The organism is Xylophilus sp. GOD-11R, from assembly GCF_033546935.1.
Lineage (GTDB): Bacteria > Pseudomonadota > Gammaproteobacteria > Burkholderiales > Burkholderiaceae_C > Xylophilus.
The window spans coordinates 4424914-4444910 of sequence record NZ_CP137854.1 but is presented as its reverse complement, the minus strand read 5'-3'; the positions used below and the strand labels follow the sequence as shown (position 1 = coordinate 4444910).

Sequence of the window (19997 nt, the reverse complement as noted above, 5' to 3'; positions counted from 1 at the left end):
CGCGAGACGAGGCGCTCGCGTCGACAAACAACCATAAGAGCAAGGCGTCAGCCATGGAAAAAGTCATGGACACCAGGCCGGAAAGCCTGGGTGTCGGAGCCGCTGCATGGGCACACGACAAGGGTGAGGAAGCGGGACGGCTGCTGGTCGCGTTCGCACGATTGCACGGCCACTCGCTCGATATCGCCACGCTCATGAGCCGGCTGCCGGCGGTGTCGTCCTCACCCGGCCTGCACCAGGCCATGGCGGTGCTGGCCGACCTGGGGCTGGACCTGAAGGCGCATCGCGGCGGCGTGCTCAGATTGGCGAAGACCACGGGCCCGGTACTCGCGAGGGACCAGGAGGGGCGCCTGCTCATCGCGGCCCGACTGCCGGACGGCCGGGTGCAGCTGCAAACGGCGGGCGAGCCCGCCCCCGAGCTTCTGTCCGCAGGCGCCTTCGAAGTGCGCTGGACGGGTGCGTGGCTCGCTCCACACGCCAGCAGAAGCACGACGATGCGCGCCGGCGAGCAGATGCCGTTCGGATTCGGCTGGTTCTGGCAGTCGCTGCGCAAGCAGCGCGGCCTGCTCGGCGAAGTGCTGCTGGCCTCGCTGTTCGTGCAGGTGTTCGCACTGGTCACGCCGCTGATCTTCCAGGTGGTGATCGACAAGGTGCTCACCCACCGGTCCGTCACCACGCTCGACGTGATGGTCGTCGCGCTGATGGGGGTCGCTGTCTTCGAAGTGGTGCTCGGCGCGATGCGCCACTATCTGTTCAGCCACACCACGCAGCGCATCGATCTGGAATTGGGACAGCGCCTCTTCCGGCATCTCATGCGGCTGCCGCTGGCCTATTTCGAATCACGCCGCGGTGGCGACACGGTGGCCCGGGTGCGCGAGCTGGAAAACGCCCGGGCCTTCATGACCGGCCAGGGGCTCACCAGCTGGCTCGATTTGCTGTTCGCGGTCGTCTTTCTGGCGATCATGTTCCAGTACAGCGTCGTGTTGACCGGCGTGGTGATCGCGGCGCTGCCGGTGTTTTTCGGTGCGTCCTGGCTGCTCACGCCACTGTTGCGCCGCAAGCTGGAGGACCGATTCGCGCTCGGCGCGGAGAACCAGGCCTTCCTGGTGGAAACCGCCACCGCCATGGAGACCCTCAAGAGCCATGCGGTTGAAGGCGCCTGGCAGCGCGATTGGGAGCAACGCCTGGGCGAACACGCGCGTGCCGCGTTCGAATCGGGCCAGCTGGGCCAGGCCGCCAGCCAGTTCACCCAGCTCGCCAGCAAGCTGCTGACCGCCTTGCTGCTCTACCTCGGCGCGCGCCAGGTGATCGCCGGCGATCTGTCCGTGGGCGGATTGATCGCCTTCAACATGCTGGCCGGGCGGGTCAACGCGCCCATCCTCAAGCTGGCCTCGCTCTGGCAGGAGTTCACGCAGATGAAGGTCAGCGTGAAGCGGCTGGCCGACATCATGGACGCGGTGCCCGAACCCGCGTCGCGGCCTGACCGAAGTGTGCTGCCGCCGATCGCCGGCCGGCTCACGTTCGACCGGGTGTACTTTCGTTATGCGCCCGGCGGCCGTGAGGTGCTCGGCGACCTGAGCGTGGATATCGCGCCCGGCGAGGTGGTGGGCGTCACCGGCGTTTCCGGTGCCGGCAAGACCACGCTGATGCGGCTGGCGCAACGCCTGCACACCCCCGAGCGCGGTCGGGTGCTGATCGACGGCATGGACCTGAACCTGGTCGACACCGGCTGGTTGCGCCGCCAGCTCGGCGTGGTGGGGCAGGACACGCTGCTCTTCAACCGCTCGGTGCGCGAGAACATCGCGCTGGGACGGCCGCAGCTGTCGATGGCCGAAGTGATGCACGCCGCGCGGCTGGCCGGCGCGCACGATTTCATCGTCGAGATGCCGGACGGCTACGACACCGTGGTAGGCGAGCGGGGTAGCCGGCTTTCGGGGGGGCAGCGGGCGCGCCTGGCTATCGCCCGCGCGCTGGCGGGTGATCCGCGCGTGCTGCTGCTCGACGAGGCGACCGCATCGCTCGACTACGAGAGCGAACGCCTGGTGCATGACAACCTGGCGGCCATTCGGCAGGGGCGCACGGTGTTGATCGTGGCGCACCGGCTTTCCACCTTGCGGCTGGCCGACCGGGTGCTGGTGATGGGCGGCGGCCGGTTGGTGGAAGCCGGCAGTCACGACGAACTGATGCGCATGAAGGGCACCTATCGGTCTCTCTATGACGCGCATCGGGTGCTGGAGGCGGCATGAGCGTGGTGATGCCTCCGGGTGGTGTGGCGGCAGCGGCCGATACGGTCGATACGCTCGACGGCGCCGCCCTGGATCTGCAGATCGGCCCGCCGGCGCATCTGGCGCGCATGGTCTCGCTCGGCCTGTGCGCCATGGCGGCGGTGGCCCTGGTCTTTGCCTGCCTGGCGCCGGTCGATATCGTGGTCAGTGCGCAGGGGCGGGTGATCGCGCCGGGTCACAGCAAGGTGCTGCAGCCGCTGGAAGCCGGTGTGGTCAAGACCATCGCGGTGCGCGATGGCCAGACGGTGCGGGCCGGCGACCTGCTGCTCGAGCTCGACAACACCGCCACCCATGCCGATCGGGAACGGCTGCAACACCAGTGGTGGGAGGCGCAGGGCGACGTGGCGCGCTTGTCGGCCCTGTTGGCCGGGTCGTCGGTCCTGCCGCCCGATGGTGCCGATGGCGCGCCCGCGGACGGTGCGGTGCCTCCGGCTGACGGCACGATGCCGGCGGGACTGCGCCGCGGCCAGCAGGCGCTGCTGGAAAGCCGTGCCGCCGAGCATCGTTCGCGTATCGCCTCGCTGCAGGCCGACATCGTGCGCCGCCAGGCCGAGCAGGCGGCGATCGCGGCCGGCATCGTGCAGGCCGATGCCAGCTTGCCACTGGTGCGCAAGAAGAACGAGATGCGCGAAACACTGGCCCGCAGCGGCCACCTCGCCGAGGCCGGCGTGATCGACAGCCGGCTCGAACTCATCAATGCCGAGAAGGAGCTCGCGGTACAGCAGCGTCGGCTGGAGGAATCCCGGGCCGGCCACGCTTCGGCGGTGCAGCAGCTCGCGCAGGCGCAGGCGGAGTTCCGGGCGCGCTCGGGCGCCGACATGGCCGAGGCCTTCCGTCGTCGCGAGACGGCCCGCCAGGAGCTGGTGAAAGCTACGCAGCGCGAAGGCATGCAGCAGCTGCGCAGCCCGATCGACGGCATCGTGCAGCAGCTCGCGGTGACCACGGTCGGCGGCGTCGTCACGCCGGCGCAGGCGCTGTTGACGGTGGTGCCGGCCGATGCCGCGATGGAGGTGGAGGCCCAGGTGCTCAACCGTGACATCGGGCATGTGCACCCGGGGCAGCGGGTGGTGACCAAGGTCGAGACCTTCGATTTCACCCGCTACGGCTACATCGAGGGCGCGGTGTCCTGGGTGGGCTCCGATGCGATGGCCGATCCGAAGCTCGGCCCGGTGTATCCGGTGCGGGTGCTCCTGAAGGAGCTGCGGACCTCGTCGGCGGTAGATGGCGTGGCGGGCGCGGTGCGGGCCGGCATGACCGTGACGGTCGACATGCGGGTGGGCGAGCGGCGCCTGATCGAGTATTTTCTGGCACCGATGCTGCGCTACCGGCGGGAGGCGCTGCGTGAACGCTGATGGGCTTCCCGCATGGGATCGGGTCGCCATTGCGGTGGTGTGGCGAGCGCTCGCCGTTCTGGCCATTGGCTGCTGCGGCGCCGCACCGGTCGGCGCGGAGGATCTGCTCGGCGCCTACGAGCGTGCGCGTCGGCACGATCCGGTGCTGCAGGCGGCGCTGCATGCCCACGATGCCGCGCGCGAGCGCGTGCCCCAGGCGCGCGCCGGGCTGCTGCCGACCGTCGGCCTGGTGGGCAATGCCGGTGGTCAGTCCGGTGCGTCTTCGTTCGACCGGTCGGCCCCGGTGGATCGCACGGTGCGTTCGCGCAGCTGGAGCCTGCAGCTGAGCCAGCCGCTCTGGCGTCCCGCGAACCGGCTGGCCTACGCGCAGGCGCAAGCGCAGGAAGTCGTGGCGGACGAGCAATGGCGGCAGGCGCAGCAGGATTCGATGCTGCGGCTGACCCAGGCCTATTTCGACGCCCTGGTCGCCGAGGAGTCGCTGCGGGTCGCGCGCGGCCAGGAGGCCGCGGTGCAGCGGCAATTGGACCTGGCCAGCGGTGGCCACGCCGCTGGCACCGCCACCGTGACCGATGTGCACGAGGCTCTGGCGCGACGCGATCTGGCGCAGTCGCAGGCCCTCGCGGCACAGGCCGAGGTGGAGCTGCGTTTCGGCGAACTGGAGCGCCAGCTCGGCGCTTCGACGGCATCGCTCGCCACCTTGCCCGACCCGGCATCCGAAGGCGACCTGCCACCGCCCGCCGAAGATGCCGAGACCTGGATGGAGCGGGCGCGCGCGCAGCATCCGGCGGTGCGCCTGCAGGAGGCGACCCTGGCGGCGGCCGAAGCGGAGATCGCCCGCAGCCAGGCAGCCCATGGACCGACGCTGGACCTGGTGGCCAACTACGGGCGCCATGCCGCCTCCGGCAGCATGGCGTCGCCCGCTGACGTGTCGAGCCGGGTGAACGCGACCCAGGTCGGCCTGAACCTGCAGATGCCGCTGTTCGCCGGCGGTTCGGTGGCGGCGCGGGTGCGGGAGTCGCTGGCCTTGCGCGACAGGGCGCAGGACGAGCTGGAAACCGCGCGCCGCCAGGTGGCGGCACAGGCGCGGCAGGCCTGGAATGGTGTGCACTACGGCCGCCTGCAGTTGCGCGCGCTGGCGTCGGCCGTGGCCTCCAGCCGCAGCGCGGTGGAAGACAACCGGATCGGCTACCGCATCGGCACGCGGATCAACATCGACGTGCTCAATGCCGAGCAGCAGCTCTATGCCGCCCGGCGCGACTGGTTCAAGGCCCGGGTGGAAGTGCTGATGCACGCGCTGCGGCTCAAGGCATCGGCCGGGCTGCTGGAGGAGTCCGACCTGGCCACGGTCAACCGGCTGCTGGTGGCGCCGATCTGATGGGCGCGTGCCGGCTGCCGGGAATGGGTGTCACCAGAGCCCGGTTTCCACCCGGATCGCCACTTCGCAGTCGTCAAAGATTTCCAGCTTGGCGATCTTCACCCGCACGCCCAGAACGCCGGGCAATTGCAGCAGGCGCAGCGCGAGCTTGCCGATCAGGCTCTCGAGCAGGTTGACGTGTTCGGCGGTGCACTCGTCGATGATGATGCGGCGCACCTTGCGGTAGTCGAGCACGTGCAGGATGTCGTCGTCGTGCGGCAGCAGATCCTGCGGGCCGAGGTTGAGCTCGGCATCGACGCGGATCGGCTGCGGCGCGGTCTTTTCGTGGTCGAGGATGCCCAGGTTGGCATCGAAGCGCAGGCCGCTGAGCGTCAGGATCTGCTGGCCGTGGGACTGGGACATGGAGTGCTTCCGGTCTTGTTGAAACTTGCTGGCGCGATCTGGCTTTGCGATCGGCTTCAGCGACTGGCGTGTGCGACTTGCTCTTACGACTTGCTTTTGCGATTTGATCGGTGGTTTGCGTCAGCCCTCGGCATCGGCGAATCACATCAGCGAGAAGTCGCGATCGAAGCGCTGCAGGTGCTGGCCGCCGTCCACCAGCAGCGTGGTGCCGGTGATCGAGCGGGTCTCCAGCGCGAAACGTACCGTGCCGGCGACGTCGTCGGGCGTGGAAGACCGGCCGAGCGGCGACAGGGTGTGCAGCTTGTGGAAAGTGGCTTCGTCGAGCAGGTGGCTGGTGAGCGTGAGCCCCGGCGCCACGCCCACCACACGCACGCGCGGCGCCAGCGCCAGCGCCAGCATGGTGGTGGCGGCTTCCAGGGCGGCTTTCGACAGGGTGTAGCTGAAGAAGTCCGGGTTCTGGTTCCAGAGCTTCTGGTCGAGCAGGTTGACCACGGCCGCCTCCGCAGGAGCACCCTCGCGTGCAACTACGTGTTCGGCCAAGGCCTGCGCCAGCAGCACCGGTGCGCCGGCATTGCTGCGCATGTGGCGCTCCAGGCTGGCGAAGCCGAAGTCGGCGGCGCTGTCCTGTTCGAAGAGCGACGCGTTGTTGACCAGCGCGTCGAGCCGGCCGAAATGCCCGACCACGGCGGGCACCAGCGCGCGCACCGAGGCCTCGTCGGACAGGTCGGCCTCGAAGGCCTGCGCGGCCGATTCGGCACCGGCGATGGCGCGGCAGTCGCGCACCGTTTCGGCCGATTCGGTGAGTGAGCGGCGGAAATGCACCGCGACCTGCCAGCCGGCGCGGGCGAGCGTCAGCGCGACCTCGCGGCCGAGCCGGCGGCCGGCGCCTGTGACCAGCACGGTGCGTGGCGTGTCGGAGGAGGAGGAGGGAAGGGTGGGCGAGGTGTCGGGCATCGGGGACAATCCCGGCAAATGGCAGCATTTTCCACTTTAACGGCCGCGTCGCCGGACATGGCCGAGCCAGAACGGACGGCAGCACACGTGGTGGCCGACGAGATCGCGTCGGCCGGCGGCTGGATCGGTTTCGACCGCTTCATGGCCTTGGCGCTGTACACGCCCGGCCTGGGCTACTACACGCGCGGCGCCGGTCAGTTCGGCACGATGCCGGCGGGCGTGAAGGGCGGCGGCGGCGATTTCGTCACCGCGCCCGAGCTGTCGCCGCTCTACGGCCGGGCGTTGGCGGTGCAGGTGGCCGATGCGCTGGAAGCCTCGGATACCGACGAGGTCTGGGAATTCGGCGCCGGCACCGGCGCCCTGGCGGCGCAACTGCTGGGCGCGCTCGGCGAGCGGGTGCGCCGCTACACCATCGTCGACCTGTCCGGTACCTTGCGGGCGCGGCAGGCCGAAACCCTGGCGGCCTTCGGCGACCGCGTGCGCTGGGCCGAAAGCCTGCCCGAAACGCTGCAGGGCGTGGTCGTCGGCAACGAGGTGCTCGACGCGATGCCGGTGCGGCTGCTGGCGCGCGTGCAGGGTGCCTGGTTCGAGCGCGGCGTGGTCGACGACGGCCGGGGCGGCTTCGCCTGGAGCGACCGCCCCACCGATCAACGCCCGCCGGTCGAGATCGCCGGGCCGCACGACTACCTGACCGAGATCCACCCGCAGGGTCGCGCTTTCGTGGCCACGCTGGGCGACCGGCTGGCGCGGGGCGCGGTGTTCCTCATCGACTACGGCTTTCCGGAAGCCGAGTACTACCACCCGCAGCGCCACATGGGCACGGTGATGTGCCACCGCGAGCACCGCGCCGACAGCGATCCGCTGGTCGACGTCGGCGTGAAGGACATCACGGCACACGTCGATTTCACCGACGTCGCGGTGGCCGCGCAGGACGCCGGCCTGGAGCTGCTCGGTTACGCCAGCCAGGCGCACTTTCTCTACAACTGCGGCTTCGGCCAGATGCTCGACACCCTGACGCCGGCGCAGCGCGGCCTGCCGCTGCACCTGGTCAACGAGCACGAGATGGGCGAGCTGTTCAAGGTGATCGCGCTCGGCCGTGGCCTGCCGGCCGACTGGATGCCGGTCGGCTTCGCGCACGGCGACCGGAGCCACCGGCTGTAGGTGCCCGCATGATCCGGCTCTACCTCGTCGTTTTCCTGGTGCTGATCCTGATCAGCTGGGCCGCCCCCTGGCTGGGCCGCTTCGGCCTGGGCCGGCTGCCCGGCGACCTGCACTGGCGCTGGCGCGGCCGCGAATGGCACCTGCCGGTGACCAGCACCATCCTGGCCGGCATGGTGGCTGCCGGTATCTCCAAGCTGTTCTGAGTTTCCGCGCCGGCCCGAACGCCTGCGGCCACGGCTTACACCACGGCGGGTGGTCGCCTCCTAAACTGACGTGATCCCAGCAACAGGTCACAGGACAGCATCCCATGCGTGTTTGCGTCGATATCGGAGGCACCAAAGTCGCGGTCAGCCTCTCCCCGCCCGGTAGTCGCGAACTGCTCTTTCGCCAGCGTCAGCCCACCGCGAAGGAGGGTGATTCCGGCGCGGTGGCCCGGCAGATCCTCGGCATGATCGACACCGCGTGCGCCGAAGCCGGCATCGACCCGGCCTCGATGGAGCAGGTGGGCGTTTCGTCCACCGGCCCTTTCGTGATGGCCGGCGGCATGATCGAGCTTTCCACACCCAACATCTGCGGCGGCCTGGCCGGCGCCGGCAGCCCGTTGCCCAACGACTGGATGACGGTGCCCATCGAGGGCCCGCTGCGCGAGCGCTTCCGCCTGGTGCGGGTGGAAAACGACTGCGTGGCCGCGCTGGAGGCCGAGCGTCGCTGGGGCGCGCTGCAGGGCGTGGACCATTGCGCCTACGTCACCTGGAGCACCGGCATCGGCATGGGGCTCTGCGTGGACGGCCGCATCCTGCGGGGCAAGAACGGCAACGCCGGGCACGGCGGCCACACTTTCGTGAGCGACGACGACCGCCACGCCATCTGCGGCTGCGGCAACCACGGTGACCTGGAATCGCTGGTGGCGGGCATCGCCATCGGCAGGCGCTTCGCCGACCGGGGCTTCGACGGCGCCGAGCCGCTGCTCGAAGCGGCGCGGGACGGACACGCCGACGCGGTCGGCATCGTCGACGCGCTGTGCCGCACCATGGGCCGCGGCCTCTACAACATCGTCGCGCTGCTCGACCTGCAGCGCATCAGCCTGGGCGGCAGCGTGTTCTGGCACCACCGGGAGCTGCTGCTGCCCAAGCTGCAGGCCTATGTGTCGGGCCACCTGCCGGCGCTCACCGCCGGCGTGGAGCTGGTGCCGGCCGGGCTCGCCGACAAGGTCGGCGACTACGCGGCGCTGGCGCTGGTCGACTGAATCGGCCGCGTGCTCAGCGGACCGGGGTGACGACGGCGCCGCTGTCGGCCGGTGCCGCAGCGGGTGCCGGTGCGGGCGCGGCGGCCGGCGCCGTATTGGAGGTGCCAGTGGCCGGCGGCTGCTGGCGGCCGATGTCGGCGAGTTCCTGCTCGCTGATCAGTTCGTAGACGCGCACCACCTTCACCACGCCCGAAACGCCGCGGGCGATCTCGGCCGAGCGATCGGCTTCACGCTTGCTCACCCGGCCCATCAGGTAGACGACACCGCGTTCGGTGACGACCTTGAAGGCGCTGGAGACCAGGTCCTTGGCATCGACGAAGCTCGCCTTGACCTTGGTGGTGATGAAGGTGTCGCGAGAGCGGTCGGTGAGGCCGCTGGCCGGCATCACGTCGAGCGCGTTGACCACATTGCGCACGTTTTCCACCCGCGCCACGTATTGCTCGACCCGTTCCTTGTCCTGCGCGGTCGGCACTTCGCCGGTCAACAGCAGTTGGCGGTTGAAGCTGGTGATGTTGACGTGGACCCGGTCCGCGAAATTGGTGCGCACGGCGCTCGCGGCGCGTTGCTCGATCGATTCGTCCTCGAGTTGGGTGCCGGCGGTGCGGCGGTCGACGACCACCGCGCTGGTGCCTGCCATGGCGCCGCCCACCACCAGCGGCACGCAGCCGCTGAGGCCCGACAGCAGGGCACCGGCGGCGAGCACGGCGGCCGGCAGGCGCAGGCGGGAGACCGCCACGGCCTGGTCGAAGAAGGAAAAACGCTGGTTCATGTCAGGACTCCTGGTCGCCGAGAAGTTGTGCATCCACGCCGTCGCAGATGCAGTGAAGGGCCAAAAGGTGGACTTCGTGGACGCGTGCCACGCGGTCGTGCGGTACGCCGATGTGGACGTCGGTCTCGCGCAGCATGCCGGCGATGCGGCCGCCGTGGCGGCCGGTCAGCGCGACCACGGTCATGTCGCGCTCGTGCGCGGCGGCGATGGCGCCAATGACGTTGCCGCAGTTGCCGCCGGCCGACAGCACGACGAGCACGTCGCCGGCATGGCCGAGCGCGCGCACCTGGCGGGCGAAGACGACGGCCGGGTCGGGATCGAGGCCGGCGGTGGTGAGCAGGGTGCCGTCGAGGGTGAGCGTAAGGGCGGCGAGCTCGGGACGGTCGCGCTCGAAGCCGCCGACGAAGTGGGCGGCCAGGGTCTGGGCCAGGGCGGCGGAGGCGCCGTTGCCGCAGGCGAGCGTCTTGCCACCGCCGGTGATGCAGGCGACCACGGCCTGCACGGCCTGGGCGATGGGCACTCCCAGCGCTTCGGACGCCTGGTAGTTCAGGTCCGCGCTGTCGATGAAGTGCTGCTGGATGCGTTGTTCGAGCATGGGCCGCGATGATACCGGCGGCGGCCCTGAAGGAATAAGCCAAGTTGCGGCAAAGGGTTGCGGCGCATTCTTCGAATGCTTGGCATGCCCGACCGTGGCGAGCGCGGCGAGGCTACTTCTTGAGCGGTTCCCAATCGGTCAGGTCGACCGTCACGTTGAACACGCCGGCCTCGCGCAGCATGCCGAGCCCGGAGCGTGGATTGATGAAGGACCGCGGCTCCGGCCCGCGCACCCGGGCCAGCGTGGCCTGCTGGCCGCTGCGGGTGGCGATTTCGACGAAGAAGCTGTCGCCCCTGCCGCGCAAGGTGACGTTTTCGACACCACCGGCGCTGACGGTGGCTCGCAGTTGCTCAAGATTCATGCTGCGCATAAGACCGATCTTTGGATGTATTGACGCCGTTCCTGTTCGAACGGCGTCGGCGATCCTAGGAATACGCGCACCGCATGGCCCGACTTTGCGACGGAACCCCGCTTTTGAATGACGAAGCCCCGCGCCCGTCGGACGACAGCCGGCGGCGGGCATCCGGTCAGCCGGTGACCAGCGCGACGGCGACAGAAAAGCTCAGAAACGCGAGCAAGGTCGACACCATGATGATCCGTGCGATGCGACCGTTGTGGGCGCCGAAGCGCTCGGACAGCACCGCCACGTTGCTCGCCGACGGCAGCGCGGCGACCAGCACGATGGCCGCCCGCGCCACCGGCGGCAACGTCGCCCCGGCTGCGCCCGCCAGCCAGGCGCCGGCCAGCACCAGCGCCGGGTGCAGCACCAGCTTGGCGATGGCCAGCGGCAGGTAGGCCGGCCAGGCGACGGCGGTGTCGTGGCCCATCTGCGAGCGTGCCAGCACTGCACCGATGGTGAATAGCGCCACCGGCGGCGCGGCGTTGCCGAGCAGCGCCAGGGTCTGGTCGACCGGCCCCGGCAGCCGCAGCCCGGTCGCCGATGCCAGTCCGCCGAGCAGCACCGCCCAGGGCAACGGGTTGACCGCCATGCCGCGCAGCGCCTGCCGCAGCGCCATGGCCGCGCCGTGGGCACCGGCGCCGTCGAGCCGCGACAGCGCGATGCAGACCGAGCTGGTGATCACCATGTCGATGGCCATCACCTGCACCACCGGGCCGGCCGCGGCCTGCGAGAGCAGGGCGACGATCAGCGGCACGCCCATGAAGCCGGTGTTGGGAAAGGCGGTGACCAGCGCGCCGAAGGCCGCGTCGTTCCAGCCCCAGCCGCCGCGCCGCGCGTACCAGATCGCCAACGCCACCATCACCGCGCCGGCGCCGAGGTAGACCGCGGCCGGGCGCGGGTCGAGCAGTTGGGACAGCGGCGCGCCGGCGCCGAAGCGAAACAGCATGCAGGGCAGCGCGAAATACAGCACGAAGGCGTTGAGGCCCGGAATGGCGGTAATCGACAGCACGCCCCGGCGGGCGGCGAGGTAGCCGACGAGTACCAGCGCGAAAAAGGGGAAGGTGACGGCGAAGACGGAAGACACGGCGACGGGAAGGAGGCAGCGGGCGGACCGTTATCATGACCGGCTGCGCCCGGCGAGCGGCACGCTGCGGCATTCGGCCCGCGTCGTCCGCCCAGCGGCCGACCCCCGCCGCGCCCGCGCCACTCTCTTTTTTCGCCTTTTTCGGGCTCTTCTCGCGTTTCGTTCTCCCATGTCCGCCGGTCTCAATCTCGCCCAGCAGGAAGCCGTCAACTATCTGCACGGGCCCTGCCTCGTGCTCGCTGGCGCCGGTTCCGGCAAGACGCGCGTCATCACCATGAAGATCGGCCGGCTGATCCAGGCCGGGCTCGAACCCAAGCGCATCGCCGCCATCACCTTCACCAACAAGGCCGCCAGCGAGATGCGCGAGCGCGCCCGCCACATCATCGGCAAGCAGGCCAAGGAGGTGGCGGTATGCACCTTCCACGCGCTGGGCGTGCGGCTGATGCGCGAAGACGGCAAGGTGCTGGGACTCAAGGCCCAGTTCAGCATCCTCGACGCCGACGACGTGGTCGGCATCATCAAGGACGCCGCCGGCGGCACCGTCGACGCGGCCACGGCGCGCATTTGGCAGTGGACCATCAGCAAGTGGAAGAACATGGGCCTGGACAGCGCCGCCGCGCTGCAGGTGGCCGCCGACGACAACGAACGCATCATCGCCAAGGTGATGGAGCGCTACGAAGAGCGCCTCACCGCCTACCAGAGCGTCGACTTCGACGACCTGATCGGCATGCCGCTGAAGCTGCTGCGCGACTTCCCGGAAGTGCGCGAGAAGTGGCAGAAGGCGCTCGGCCATGTGCTGGTCGACGAATACCAGGACACCAACGCCACCCAGTACGAGCTGCTCAAGCTGCTGGTGGGCGATCGCGGCCGGTTCACCGCGGTGGGCGACGACGACCAATCCATCTATGGCTGGCGCGGCGCCACGCTCGACAACCTCAAGAAGCTGCCGGTCGACTACCCCACGCTCAAGGTGATCAAGCTCGAGCAGAACTACCGCTCCACCAGCGCGATCCTGCGGGCGGCCAACAACGTCATCCAGCCCAATCCCAAGCTGTTTCCCAAGACGCTGTTCTCCGAACTCGGCGAAGGCGAGCCGGTGCGGGTGGTCGATGCCGACAGCGAGGAGCACGAGGCCGACCGTGCGGTGGCGCGCATCCAGAGCCTGCGCGAGACCTCCCAGCACAAGGAGTGGCGCAGCTTCGCGGTGCTCTATCGCGCCAACCACATGGCCAAGCCCTTCGAGAAGGCGCTGCGCCGAGCCAACATTCCCTACAAGGTGTCGGGCGGCACCGGCTTCTTCGACCGCGCCGAGATCCGCGACCTCTGCGCCTGGCTGCGCCTGTGGGTCAACAATGACGACGATCCGGCGTTTCTGCGCTCGGTGACCACGCCCAAGCGCGGCATCGGCCACACCACGCTGGGCAAGCTCGGCGAATACGGCGCCAGCTACAAGCTCAGCCTGTTCGCCTCGCTGTTCTCGTCCTCGCTCGCCGCGCTCATGCCCGACCGCGCCCTGCAGCAGCTCCACGAGTTCGGCCGCTACATCAACGACCTGGAGTACCGCGCCCGCCGCACCGTGGGCGCCGAGGACGCCAAGGTCTTCCTGCTGGAGTGGCTCAAGGAGATCGGCTACGAACAACACCTGCTCGACGGCGAGGACAGCGACAAGGTCGCGGCCGCGCGCTGGAGCAACGTGCTCGATTTCATCGACTGGATGGCGCAGCGCTGCGGCGGCATCATCGACGACGCCTCCGGCGCCAACATCGCCAGCGAGACCAAGACGCTGCTGGAGGTGGTGCAGACGGTGTCGCTGCTGTCCACCATCAGTGAACGCGAGAAGGACCAGGACGTCGTCACGCTCTCCACGCTCCACGCCTCCAAGGGCCTGGAGTGGCCGCACGTGATGCTGGTCGGCGTCACCGAAGGCTTGTTGCCCTTCAAGCTCGACGACGACGGCGGCCGCCAGCAGGTGGTGAGCGCCGAAACCACCCAGCGGCTGGAGGAAGAGCGCCGCCTCATGTATGTGGGCATTACCCGCGCGCAACGCAGCCTGGCGGTGAGCTGGACCAAGCGGCGCAAGAAGGGCCGGGAGATGGTCGCAGCCAAGCCCAGCCGCTTCATCGCCGAAATGGCGCTAGACCGCAACACGGTGCGCGAGGACCCGCGCGAAAAGCTGCGCGCCCTTCGTGCGGAGTTCGCCAAGCGGGCCGAAGCCTCCGCCGCGCCGGCCAAGCCCTGATAAAAACGTGGTTCTGCGGCCATGGCGCGCAAATTGCGCCGGTTTCTGACAGGTGAGCGATCGACGCGCGCTTAGCATCGCGATCAATCGCTTACACCCCTTACTTTTCCTTTTGAAAGCCCGATCGATGCGCTCGAAACGGACAACGACGGCGCGGCCTGGCTGGCGCGCCCCGGCAGGCCTGGCGGCCGGCACGCTGCTGATGCTCGCCTCTCCCGGCGCATTCGCCCAATCCTCCGCGCGCCCGGCTGCCGGCAAGGTGCCGCCGGTGTCGCAACTTTCCTCGGAGCGGGCCGCGGCGGTCACCGCCTGGCAGCAGTGCCAGGCCCTGACCGCCAACAACGCCCGCCTGGCCTGCTTCGACCAATGGGCCGCCAATCAGAAGGTGCTGGTCGAGCAGGTGGAGCAGCGCTCGGCTGCCGCCGCCGCCAGCGTGACCAGCACGCCGCCACCCGGCGCCGCGGCATCCGCCATCAAGGCCGACGTGACCGCCGCCCTGGCCACCGCACAACCGGCCACGCCCGAGGGCGCCGCCACCACGCCCACCGCGTCCACCGGCATCATCGGCGTCGGCCTGGAGCAGGGCTGCAAGGACCGGCAGTTCTCCGATCTGTCACGCTTTTGGGAGCTGGAGTCCGGCACGTCGTGCCCCACTTTCAGCCTGCGCGGTTTCCGCGCCAACAGCCTGTCGGCGATCACCTCGAGCTCGGTCAATCAGCAGCCGACCTCGGAAAATCCGAACAACAGTTCCACCACGGTCAGCGATTACCGTCGCCAGGAGCTGCGGCTGCAGCTGTCGGTGCGCACCAAGCTGGCCAGCGGCCTGCTGACCGCGCCCGACTCGCCGCTGCGCGACTCGCTCTGGCTGGCCTACAGCCAGCAGTCGTACTGGCAATTCTTCAACAGCGGACTGTCGCGTCCGTTCCGCAGCACCGACTACGAGCCGGAGATGATCTACGTCTATCCGACGACCGCCTCGCTGCCCTTCGGTTGGAAATGGCGCTACAGCGGCGCCGGGCTGGTGCACCAGTCCAACGGCCAGAGCGACCCGCTGTCGCGCAGCTGGAACCGCTTCTACCTGATGACCGGCTTCGAGAAGGACAACACCTTCAGCGTGACCGGCCGCATCTGGAAGCGGCTGCACGAGGCGGCCAACGACGACAACAACCCCTACATCTCCAACTACATCGGCAGGGGCGAGGTCGCCGTCACCTGGAACCCGAGCACCCGCAATACCTTCATCGCCACGGTGCGTGGCACCCCCGGCGGCGACGCGCGCGGCTCGGGTCGCCTGGAGTGGCTGCGCTCGTTGGGCGACGGCAAGGGCAACAGCTACAGCGGCCTGCGCTTTCATACCCAGCTGTTCAGCGGCTACGGCGACAGCCTGATCGACTACAACCGCAAACGCACGGTGCTGAGCGTCGGCTTCTCCATAGTGGATTTTTAGCCCCTCGGCTTTTTCACTCCGCTTCGCTGCGTGTAAACGCCATCCACCAAGGGGAAGGCTTCGCCTACGCCAGGGGAACCCTGGCGTGGCTTTACTGGGATATGCGCGCTATCGGGCGTCGGCTCGATGCGGGCCATGGTTGGGCGGTATCGGGCGTTGTGCCCGATGCTGGCCATGGTCGGGTGGTATTGGGCGTTGTGCTCGATGCTGTCCGTGGTCGAGCGCTACCGGGCAGTGGTGCGATTCGCGGGCGGCGGGGCCGCTTCGCCGCGCGGGCGATGCGGCACCTGGGCGGGAATCAACCCAGCCGCTTCAGCAGCGACGAGGTGTCCCAGCGCTGGCCACCCATGAGTTGCACGTCGCCGTAGAACTGGTCGACCAGGGCGGTGACGGGGACGCGGGCTCCGTTGCGGCGGGCTTCGTCGAGGACCAGGCCCAGGTCCTTGCGCATCCAGTCGACGGCGAAGCCGAAGTCGAACTTGCCGTCCACCATGGTCTTGCCGCGGTTGTCCATCTGCCAGCTCTGCGCCGCGCCCTTGCCGATGACCTCGAGTGCCTGCTTCATGTCCAGGCCCGCGCGCTGGCCGAAGGCGATGGCTTCGGACAGGCCCTGCACGATGCCGGCGATGCAGATCTGGTTGCACATCTTGGTGAGCTGGCCGGCGCCGGCCTCGCCCATCAGGGTGACCGCACGCGAGAAGGCGGTGGCGACCGGCTCCATGGCGGCGAAGGCATCGGCGTCGCCGCCGCACATCACGGTCAGCGCGCCGTTCTGCGCGCCGGCCTGTCCGCCCGAAACCGGCGCGTCGACGAACTGCACACCCAGGGCCTTGGCCGCCGCGTACAGCTCGCGCGCCACGTCGGCCGACGCGGTGGTGTGGTCCACGAAGATGGTGCCCGGCTTCATGCCTGCCAGCGCCCCGTCGTCGCGCCGGCCGCCGTCATCGTCGACACTGCCCAGCACCACCGAGCGCAGGTCGTCGTCGTTGCCGACGCAGCAGAAGACGATCTCCGCACCCGCCACCGCCTCGCGTGGCGTAGGCGCATGTTGGCCGCTGAATTCGGCCGCCCAGGCCTCGGCCTTGGAAGCGGTGCGGTTGAAGACCGTGACCCGATGCCCGGCCAGCGCCAGATGCCCGGCCATCGGCCCGCCCATCACACCCAGCCCCAGAAAGGCGACGGTGCGGGCAGGCGTTGCGGAGTAGGTTTTGGAGTTGAGTGTGCTCATCCGCCGAGCTTAGCGCAGCCCTCGAAACCATTTACCCCGGCTAGCCAAGGAAGACGACTCGATAGCGCTCCCCCATTCAGCCGCGAGCGCCGTCCCCTGATGGCGCTCATCCCCAGTCAGCAGCGGGCGCCACCACCCGAAAGCGCTTGCCCCCGGTCAGCAGCCGGCGCAACCTCTCGATAGCGCTCATATCCCGGTAGAGCCAGGCCAGGGTTTCCCTGGACTCGGCGAAGCCCTCCCCCTGGGGGATGGCGTTTACACGTAGCAAAGCGAAGTGAAAAAGCCGAGGGGCACTTAGCTCGCCAGGCCAGGGTTTCCCTGGACTCGGCGAAGCCCTCCCCCTGGGGGATGGCGTTTACACGTAGCAAAGCGAAGTGAAAAAGCCGAGGGGCACTTAGCTCGCCAGGCCAGGGTTTCCCTGGACTCGGCGAAGCCCTCCCCTCGGGGGATGGCGTTTACACGCAGCGAAGCGGAGTGAATAAGCCGAGGGGCACTGAGCCGCCGAGGGGCTAAACAATCTCCAGGTGCTCGGTCCCACGACTCAGGTCCTGGTGGTCCTTCGCACGTTGACTGTTGAGCTTGATCTGCAGCCGCAGGTCGTTCACCGAATCCGCATTGCGCAGCGCATCCTCGTACGTCACCTGGTGGGCCTCGTACAGATCGAACAGCGCCTGGTCGAAGGTCTGCATGCCGAGGTTGCGGCTCTTCTTCATGATCTCCTTGATCTCGGATACCTCGCCCTTGAAGATCAGGTCCGAGATCAGCGGCGAGTTGAGCATCACCTCCACCGCGGCGGCGCGGCCCTTGCCGTCCTGCACTGGAATCAGCCGCTGCGAAATCATCGCCTTCAGGTTGAGCGATATGTCCATCAGCAGCTGCTGGCGGCGCTCTTCGGGGAAGAAGTTGATGATGCGGTCGATTGCCTGGTTGGCGCTGTTGGCGTGCAGCGTGGCCATGCACAGGTGGCCGGTTTCGCTGAAGGCGATCGCATGCTCCATCGTTTCGCGGTCGCGGATTTCACCCATCAGGATCACGTCGGGCGCCTGCCGCAGCGTGTTCTTCAGCGCGATGTCCCAGTTGTCGGTATCGAGCCCCACCTCGCGCTGGGTCACCACGCAGTTCTTGTGCGGATGCACGAATTCCACCGGATCCTCGATGGTGATGATGTGGCCGTAGGAGTTCTCGTTGCGGTGGTCGATCATGGCCGCCAGCGTGGTCGACTTGCCCGAGCCGGTGGCGCCGACCAGGATGCACAGGCCGCGCTTGGCCATCACCACCTCCTTGAGCACCTCGGGCATGCGCAGGGCTTCCATGGTCGGAATGTTGGTGGGGATCAGCCGCATCACCATGCCGACCTTGCCCTGCTGCACGAAGGCGTTGACCCGGAACCGCCCCACGCTCGCCGGCGAGATCGCGAAATTGCATTCCTTGGTGCGCTCGAATTCCGAGGCCTGGCGGTCGTTCATGATGGAGCGCGCCAGCGCCAGCGTGTGGGCTGCGGTCAGCGGCTGCGGCGACACCTTGGTGAGCTTGCCGTCGACCTTCATCGCCGGCGGAAAGTCGGCCGTGATGAACATGTCGCTGCCGCCCCGGCTGATCATCAGCTTGAGCAGGTCGTTGATGAATTTACTGGCCTGGTCGCGTTCCATCGAATCGATCCTCGTGCGGCGGTGCCGCGACTGCTGACAACTACTACTTGTTCTCGCCCAGGCTGGCACTCACCATGCGCAGCCGCAGCGACAGCTTGCGCGCGAGCAGCGCGACCAGATGGCAGGCGGTGTGCGGCTCGGCGTCCATCATCTCGTCCATGGCTTCGGCACCCAGCACCGCGATGTCGCAGTCGGTGAGAGTGGTGCAGGCCGAGAAACGCTGGCCGCTGTCGAGCAGCGACATCTCGCCCAGGATGTCGCCCGGCCGCGTCTCGGCCAGGCGCAGGCGTTCGCCCCAGGGCTGTTTGCGGTCGACCGAGATGCGGCCTTCGAGCAGCACCAGCGCGAAGTTGCCGTATTCGTCCTGCCGGATCACCTCGCGGCCGGCCGGCACCGTGGCGAACTGGAAAAAACGCTCCAGCGCGGCGATGCGCTCGGGCTCCAGCGTGCACATGTGCTTGTCGCGCGACCAGACCTGCTGCAACTGCTTCACGCCCCGGCCCGCGGCCAGCCGGCGGGCACCGATCTCGACCGCGCGCGCTTCCCAGGGCACCAGCACCGAGGCGTCCACGCCCTGGTCGGCGAAGGCGGTGGAGAAGAAGACCGAATCCGTCGTCTCGCCCGCCGGGGCCAGGCGGGCGGGGTTCTTGTTGCGGAGCAGTTCAAGAATGCCTTTCATGCGCGGTCTCCAGTGGGGGCGTGGTGCCGGATCGATGGAAGGGTAACGAATGAGCGAGCGAGTAAACGAGCGAACGGGTCAGCCGGGGAAATTCTCTGGCGTCTTGGCCTTCGAGCGTGCTTCGGCCGGTGTGATCGTGCCGCGCCGGACCAGTTCGGTGAGGTTCTGGTCGAGCGTCTGCATGCCGACGCTGTTGCCGGTCTGGATCGCCGAATACATCTGCGCCACCTTGGCCTCGCGGATCAGGTTGCGGATGGCGGAAGTGCCCAACATGATCTCGTGCGCCGCCACCCGGCCCTGGCCGTCCTTGGTCTTGCACAGCGTCTGCGAGATCACCGCCTGCAGCGACTCCGACAGCATGGCGCGGATCATGTCCTTCTCCTCGGCCGGGAACACGTCGATGATCCGGTCGATGGTCTTGGCGGCCGACGAGGTGTGCAGCGTGCCGAAGACCAGGTGGCCGGTCTCGGCGGCGGTCATGGCCAGGCGGATGGTTTCCAGGTCGCGCATTTCGCCGACCAGGATCGCGTCGGGATCCTCCCGCAGCGCCGAGCGCAGGGCGGCGGCGAAGTTGCGGGTGTGCGGGCCGACCTCGCGCTGGTTGATCAGGCACTTCTTCGATTCGTGCACGAACTCGATCGGGTCTTCCACGGTGAGGATGTGGCCGTACTCGTTTTCGTTGAGATAGTTGACCATCGCGGCCAGCGTGGTCGACTTGCCCGAGCCGGTAGGCCCGGTCACCAGCACCATGCCGCGCGGCTTCATGGCCAGGTCGGCGAAGATCTTGGGCGCGCCAAGCTGCTCCAGCGTGAGGATCTTCGAGGGAATGGTGCGGAACACCGCACCGGCGCCCCGGTTCTGGTTGAAGGCGTTGACCCGGAAGCGCGCCAGGCCTTCGATCTCGAAGGAGAAGTCGATCTCCAGGAACTCCTCGTAGATCTTGCGCTGGCCGTCGTTCATGATGTCGTAGACCATCGAATGGACCATCTTGTGGTCCAGCGGCTCGACATTGATGCGGCGCACGTCGCCGTGCACCCGGATCATGGGCGGCAGACCCGCCGACAGATGCAGGTCGGAGGCCTTGTTCTTGACGCTGAAGGCCAGCAACTGAGTGATATCCAACGCAAGCTCC

At 68.5% G+C, this 19997-nt stretch carries 18 protein-coding genes; 8 read left to right on the top strand and 10 right to left on the bottom strand.

Going from position 1 to position 19997, the window contains the following annotated elements:
- The first annotated feature begins 65 nt into the window (after positions 1-65).
- The 3 genes from R9X41_RS20405 to R9X41_RS20395 are packed head-to-tail and all read left to right on the top strand — an operon-like array spanning position 66 to position 5012.
- On the top strand, positions 66-2246 hold the full coding sequence (locus R9X41_RS20405; protein WP_318632269.1) for a peptidase domain-containing ABC transporter: 2181 nt from the start codon (positions 66-68) through the stop codon (positions 2244-2246).
- A complete protein-coding gene (locus tag R9X41_RS20400; RefSeq protein ID WP_318632268.1) occupies positions 2243-3637 on the top strand; it encodes an HlyD family type I secretion periplasmic adaptor subunit in 1395 nt (464 codons plus the stop codon). The genes R9X41_RS20405 and R9X41_RS20400 overlap by 4 nt, the downstream gene beginning before the upstream one ends.
- A complete protein-coding gene (locus R9X41_RS20395) occupies positions 3627-5012 on the top strand; it encodes a TolC family outer membrane protein (RefSeq protein ID WP_318632267.1) in 1386 nt (461 codons plus the stop codon). Before R9X41_RS20400 ends, R9X41_RS20395 begins: the two co-directional genes overlap by 11 nt.
- Before the next feature lie 30 nt (positions 5013-5042).
- On the opposite strand, the gene R9X41_RS20390 is transcribed toward R9X41_RS20395, so the two are convergent.
- Together R9X41_RS20390 and R9X41_RS20385 are read right to left on the bottom strand one after the other, a co-directional pair.
- On the bottom strand, positions 5043-5414 hold the full coding sequence (locus R9X41_RS20390; RefSeq protein WP_318632266.1) for a dihydroneopterin aldolase: 372 nt from the start codon (positions 5412-5414) through the stop codon (positions 5043-5045).
- Positions 5415-5555: 141 nt separating this feature from the next.
- Entirely contained in the window at positions 5556-6368 is an 813-nt protein-coding gene (locus R9X41_RS20385) for an SDR family oxidoreductase (RefSeq protein ID WP_318632265.1), read from the bottom strand.
- 57 nt (positions 6369-6425) lie between these two features.
- Between R9X41_RS20385 and R9X41_RS20380 the strand changes: the two genes are divergently transcribed.
- The 3 genes from R9X41_RS20380 (at position 6426) to R9X41_RS20370 (ending at position 8775) form a co-directional block, all read left to right on the top strand.
- Positions 6426-7529, top strand: coding sequence for a class I SAM-dependent methyltransferase (locus tag R9X41_RS20380; RefSeq protein WP_318632264.1), 1104 nt, complete (start codon positions 6426-6428; stop codon positions 7527-7529).
- Between the two features lie 8 nt (positions 7530-7537).
- Positions 7538-7732 carry a DUF2905 domain-containing protein gene (locus R9X41_RS20375; RefSeq protein ID WP_318632263.1) on the top strand — a complete coding sequence of 65 codons (195 nt, stop codon included), beginning with the start codon at positions 7538-7540 and terminating at the stop codon, positions 7730-7732.
- A 104-nt stretch (positions 7733-7836) separates the two neighbouring features.
- Positions 7837-8775, top strand: a complete 939-nt coding sequence (locus tag R9X41_RS20370) for an ROK family protein (protein ID WP_318632262.1) — start codon at positions 7837-7839, stop codon at positions 8773-8775.
- Between the two features lie 13 nt (positions 8776-8788).
- Here R9X41_RS20370 and R9X41_RS20365 read toward each other — a convergent pair whose 3' ends face one another.
- The 4 genes from R9X41_RS20365 to R9X41_RS20350 all read right to left on the bottom strand — a co-directional run bounded on the left by R9X41_RS20365 (position 8789) and on the right by R9X41_RS20350 (position 11623).
- Positions 8789-9544, bottom strand: coding sequence for a BON domain-containing protein (locus R9X41_RS20365; RefSeq protein ID WP_318632261.1), 756 nt, complete (start codon positions 9542-9544; stop codon positions 8789-8791).
- Between the two features lies 1 nt (position 9545).
- Positions 9546-10139 carry an SIS domain-containing protein gene (locus R9X41_RS20360; protein WP_318632260.1) on the bottom strand — a complete coding sequence of 198 codons (594 nt, stop codon included), beginning with the start codon at positions 10137-10139 and terminating at the stop codon, positions 9546-9548.
- A gap of 112 nt (positions 10140-10251) precedes the next feature.
- Positions 10252-10500, bottom strand: coding sequence for a hypothetical protein (locus tag R9X41_RS20355; protein ID WP_318632259.1), 249 nt, complete (start codon positions 10498-10500; stop codon positions 10252-10254).
- A gap of 166 nt (positions 10501-10666) precedes the next feature.
- The gene (locus tag R9X41_RS20350; RefSeq protein WP_318632258.1) at positions 10667-11623 is read right to left on the bottom strand and encodes an AEC family transporter; all 957 of its coding nucleotides are present in this window, start codon (positions 11621-11623) and stop codon (positions 10667-10669) included.
- Between the two features lie 169 nt (positions 11624-11792).
- Between R9X41_RS20350 and R9X41_RS20345 the strand changes: the two genes are divergently transcribed.
- Both R9X41_RS20345 and R9X41_RS20340 read left to right on the top strand, forming a co-directional pair.
- The gene (locus tag R9X41_RS20345; RefSeq protein ID WP_318632257.1) at positions 11793-13862 is read left to right on the top strand and encodes an ATP-dependent helicase; all 2070 of its coding nucleotides are present in this window, start codon (positions 11793-11795) and stop codon (positions 13860-13862) included.
- Between the two features lie 127 nt (positions 13863-13989).
- A complete protein-coding gene (locus tag R9X41_RS20340; protein WP_318632256.1) occupies positions 13990-15309 on the top strand; it encodes a phospholipase A in 1320 nt (439 codons plus the stop codon).
- A gap of 298 nt (positions 15310-15607) precedes the next feature.
- Here the strand turns inward: R9X41_RS20340 and R9X41_RS20335 are convergent, their stop codons facing one another.
- From R9X41_RS20335 to R9X41_RS20320, 4 genes are all read right to left on the bottom strand, one after another.
- A complete protein-coding gene (locus tag R9X41_RS20335) occupies positions 15608-16537 on the bottom strand; it encodes an NAD(P)-dependent oxidoreductase (RefSeq protein ID WP_318632255.1) in 930 nt (309 codons plus the stop codon).
- 509 nt (positions 16538-17046) lie between these two features.
- Positions 17047-18186 carry a PilT/PilU family type 4a pilus ATPase gene (locus R9X41_RS20330; RefSeq protein WP_318632254.1) on the bottom strand — a complete coding sequence of 380 codons (1140 nt, stop codon included), beginning with the start codon at positions 18184-18186 and terminating at the stop codon, positions 17047-17049.
- A 43-nt stretch (positions 18187-18229) separates the two neighbouring features.
- Positions 18230-18865 (bottom strand): Crp/Fnr family transcriptional regulator, encoded by a 636-nt coding sequence (locus R9X41_RS20325; protein WP_318632253.1) that lies wholly within the window; start codon positions 18863-18865, stop codon positions 18230-18232.
- A 78-nt stretch (positions 18866-18943) separates the two neighbouring features.
- A complete protein-coding gene (locus tag R9X41_RS20320) occupies positions 18944-19987 on the bottom strand; it encodes a type IV pilus twitching motility protein PilT (protein WP_318632252.1) in 1044 nt (347 codons plus the stop codon).
- Between the last annotated feature and the right edge of the window lie 10 nt (positions 19988-19997).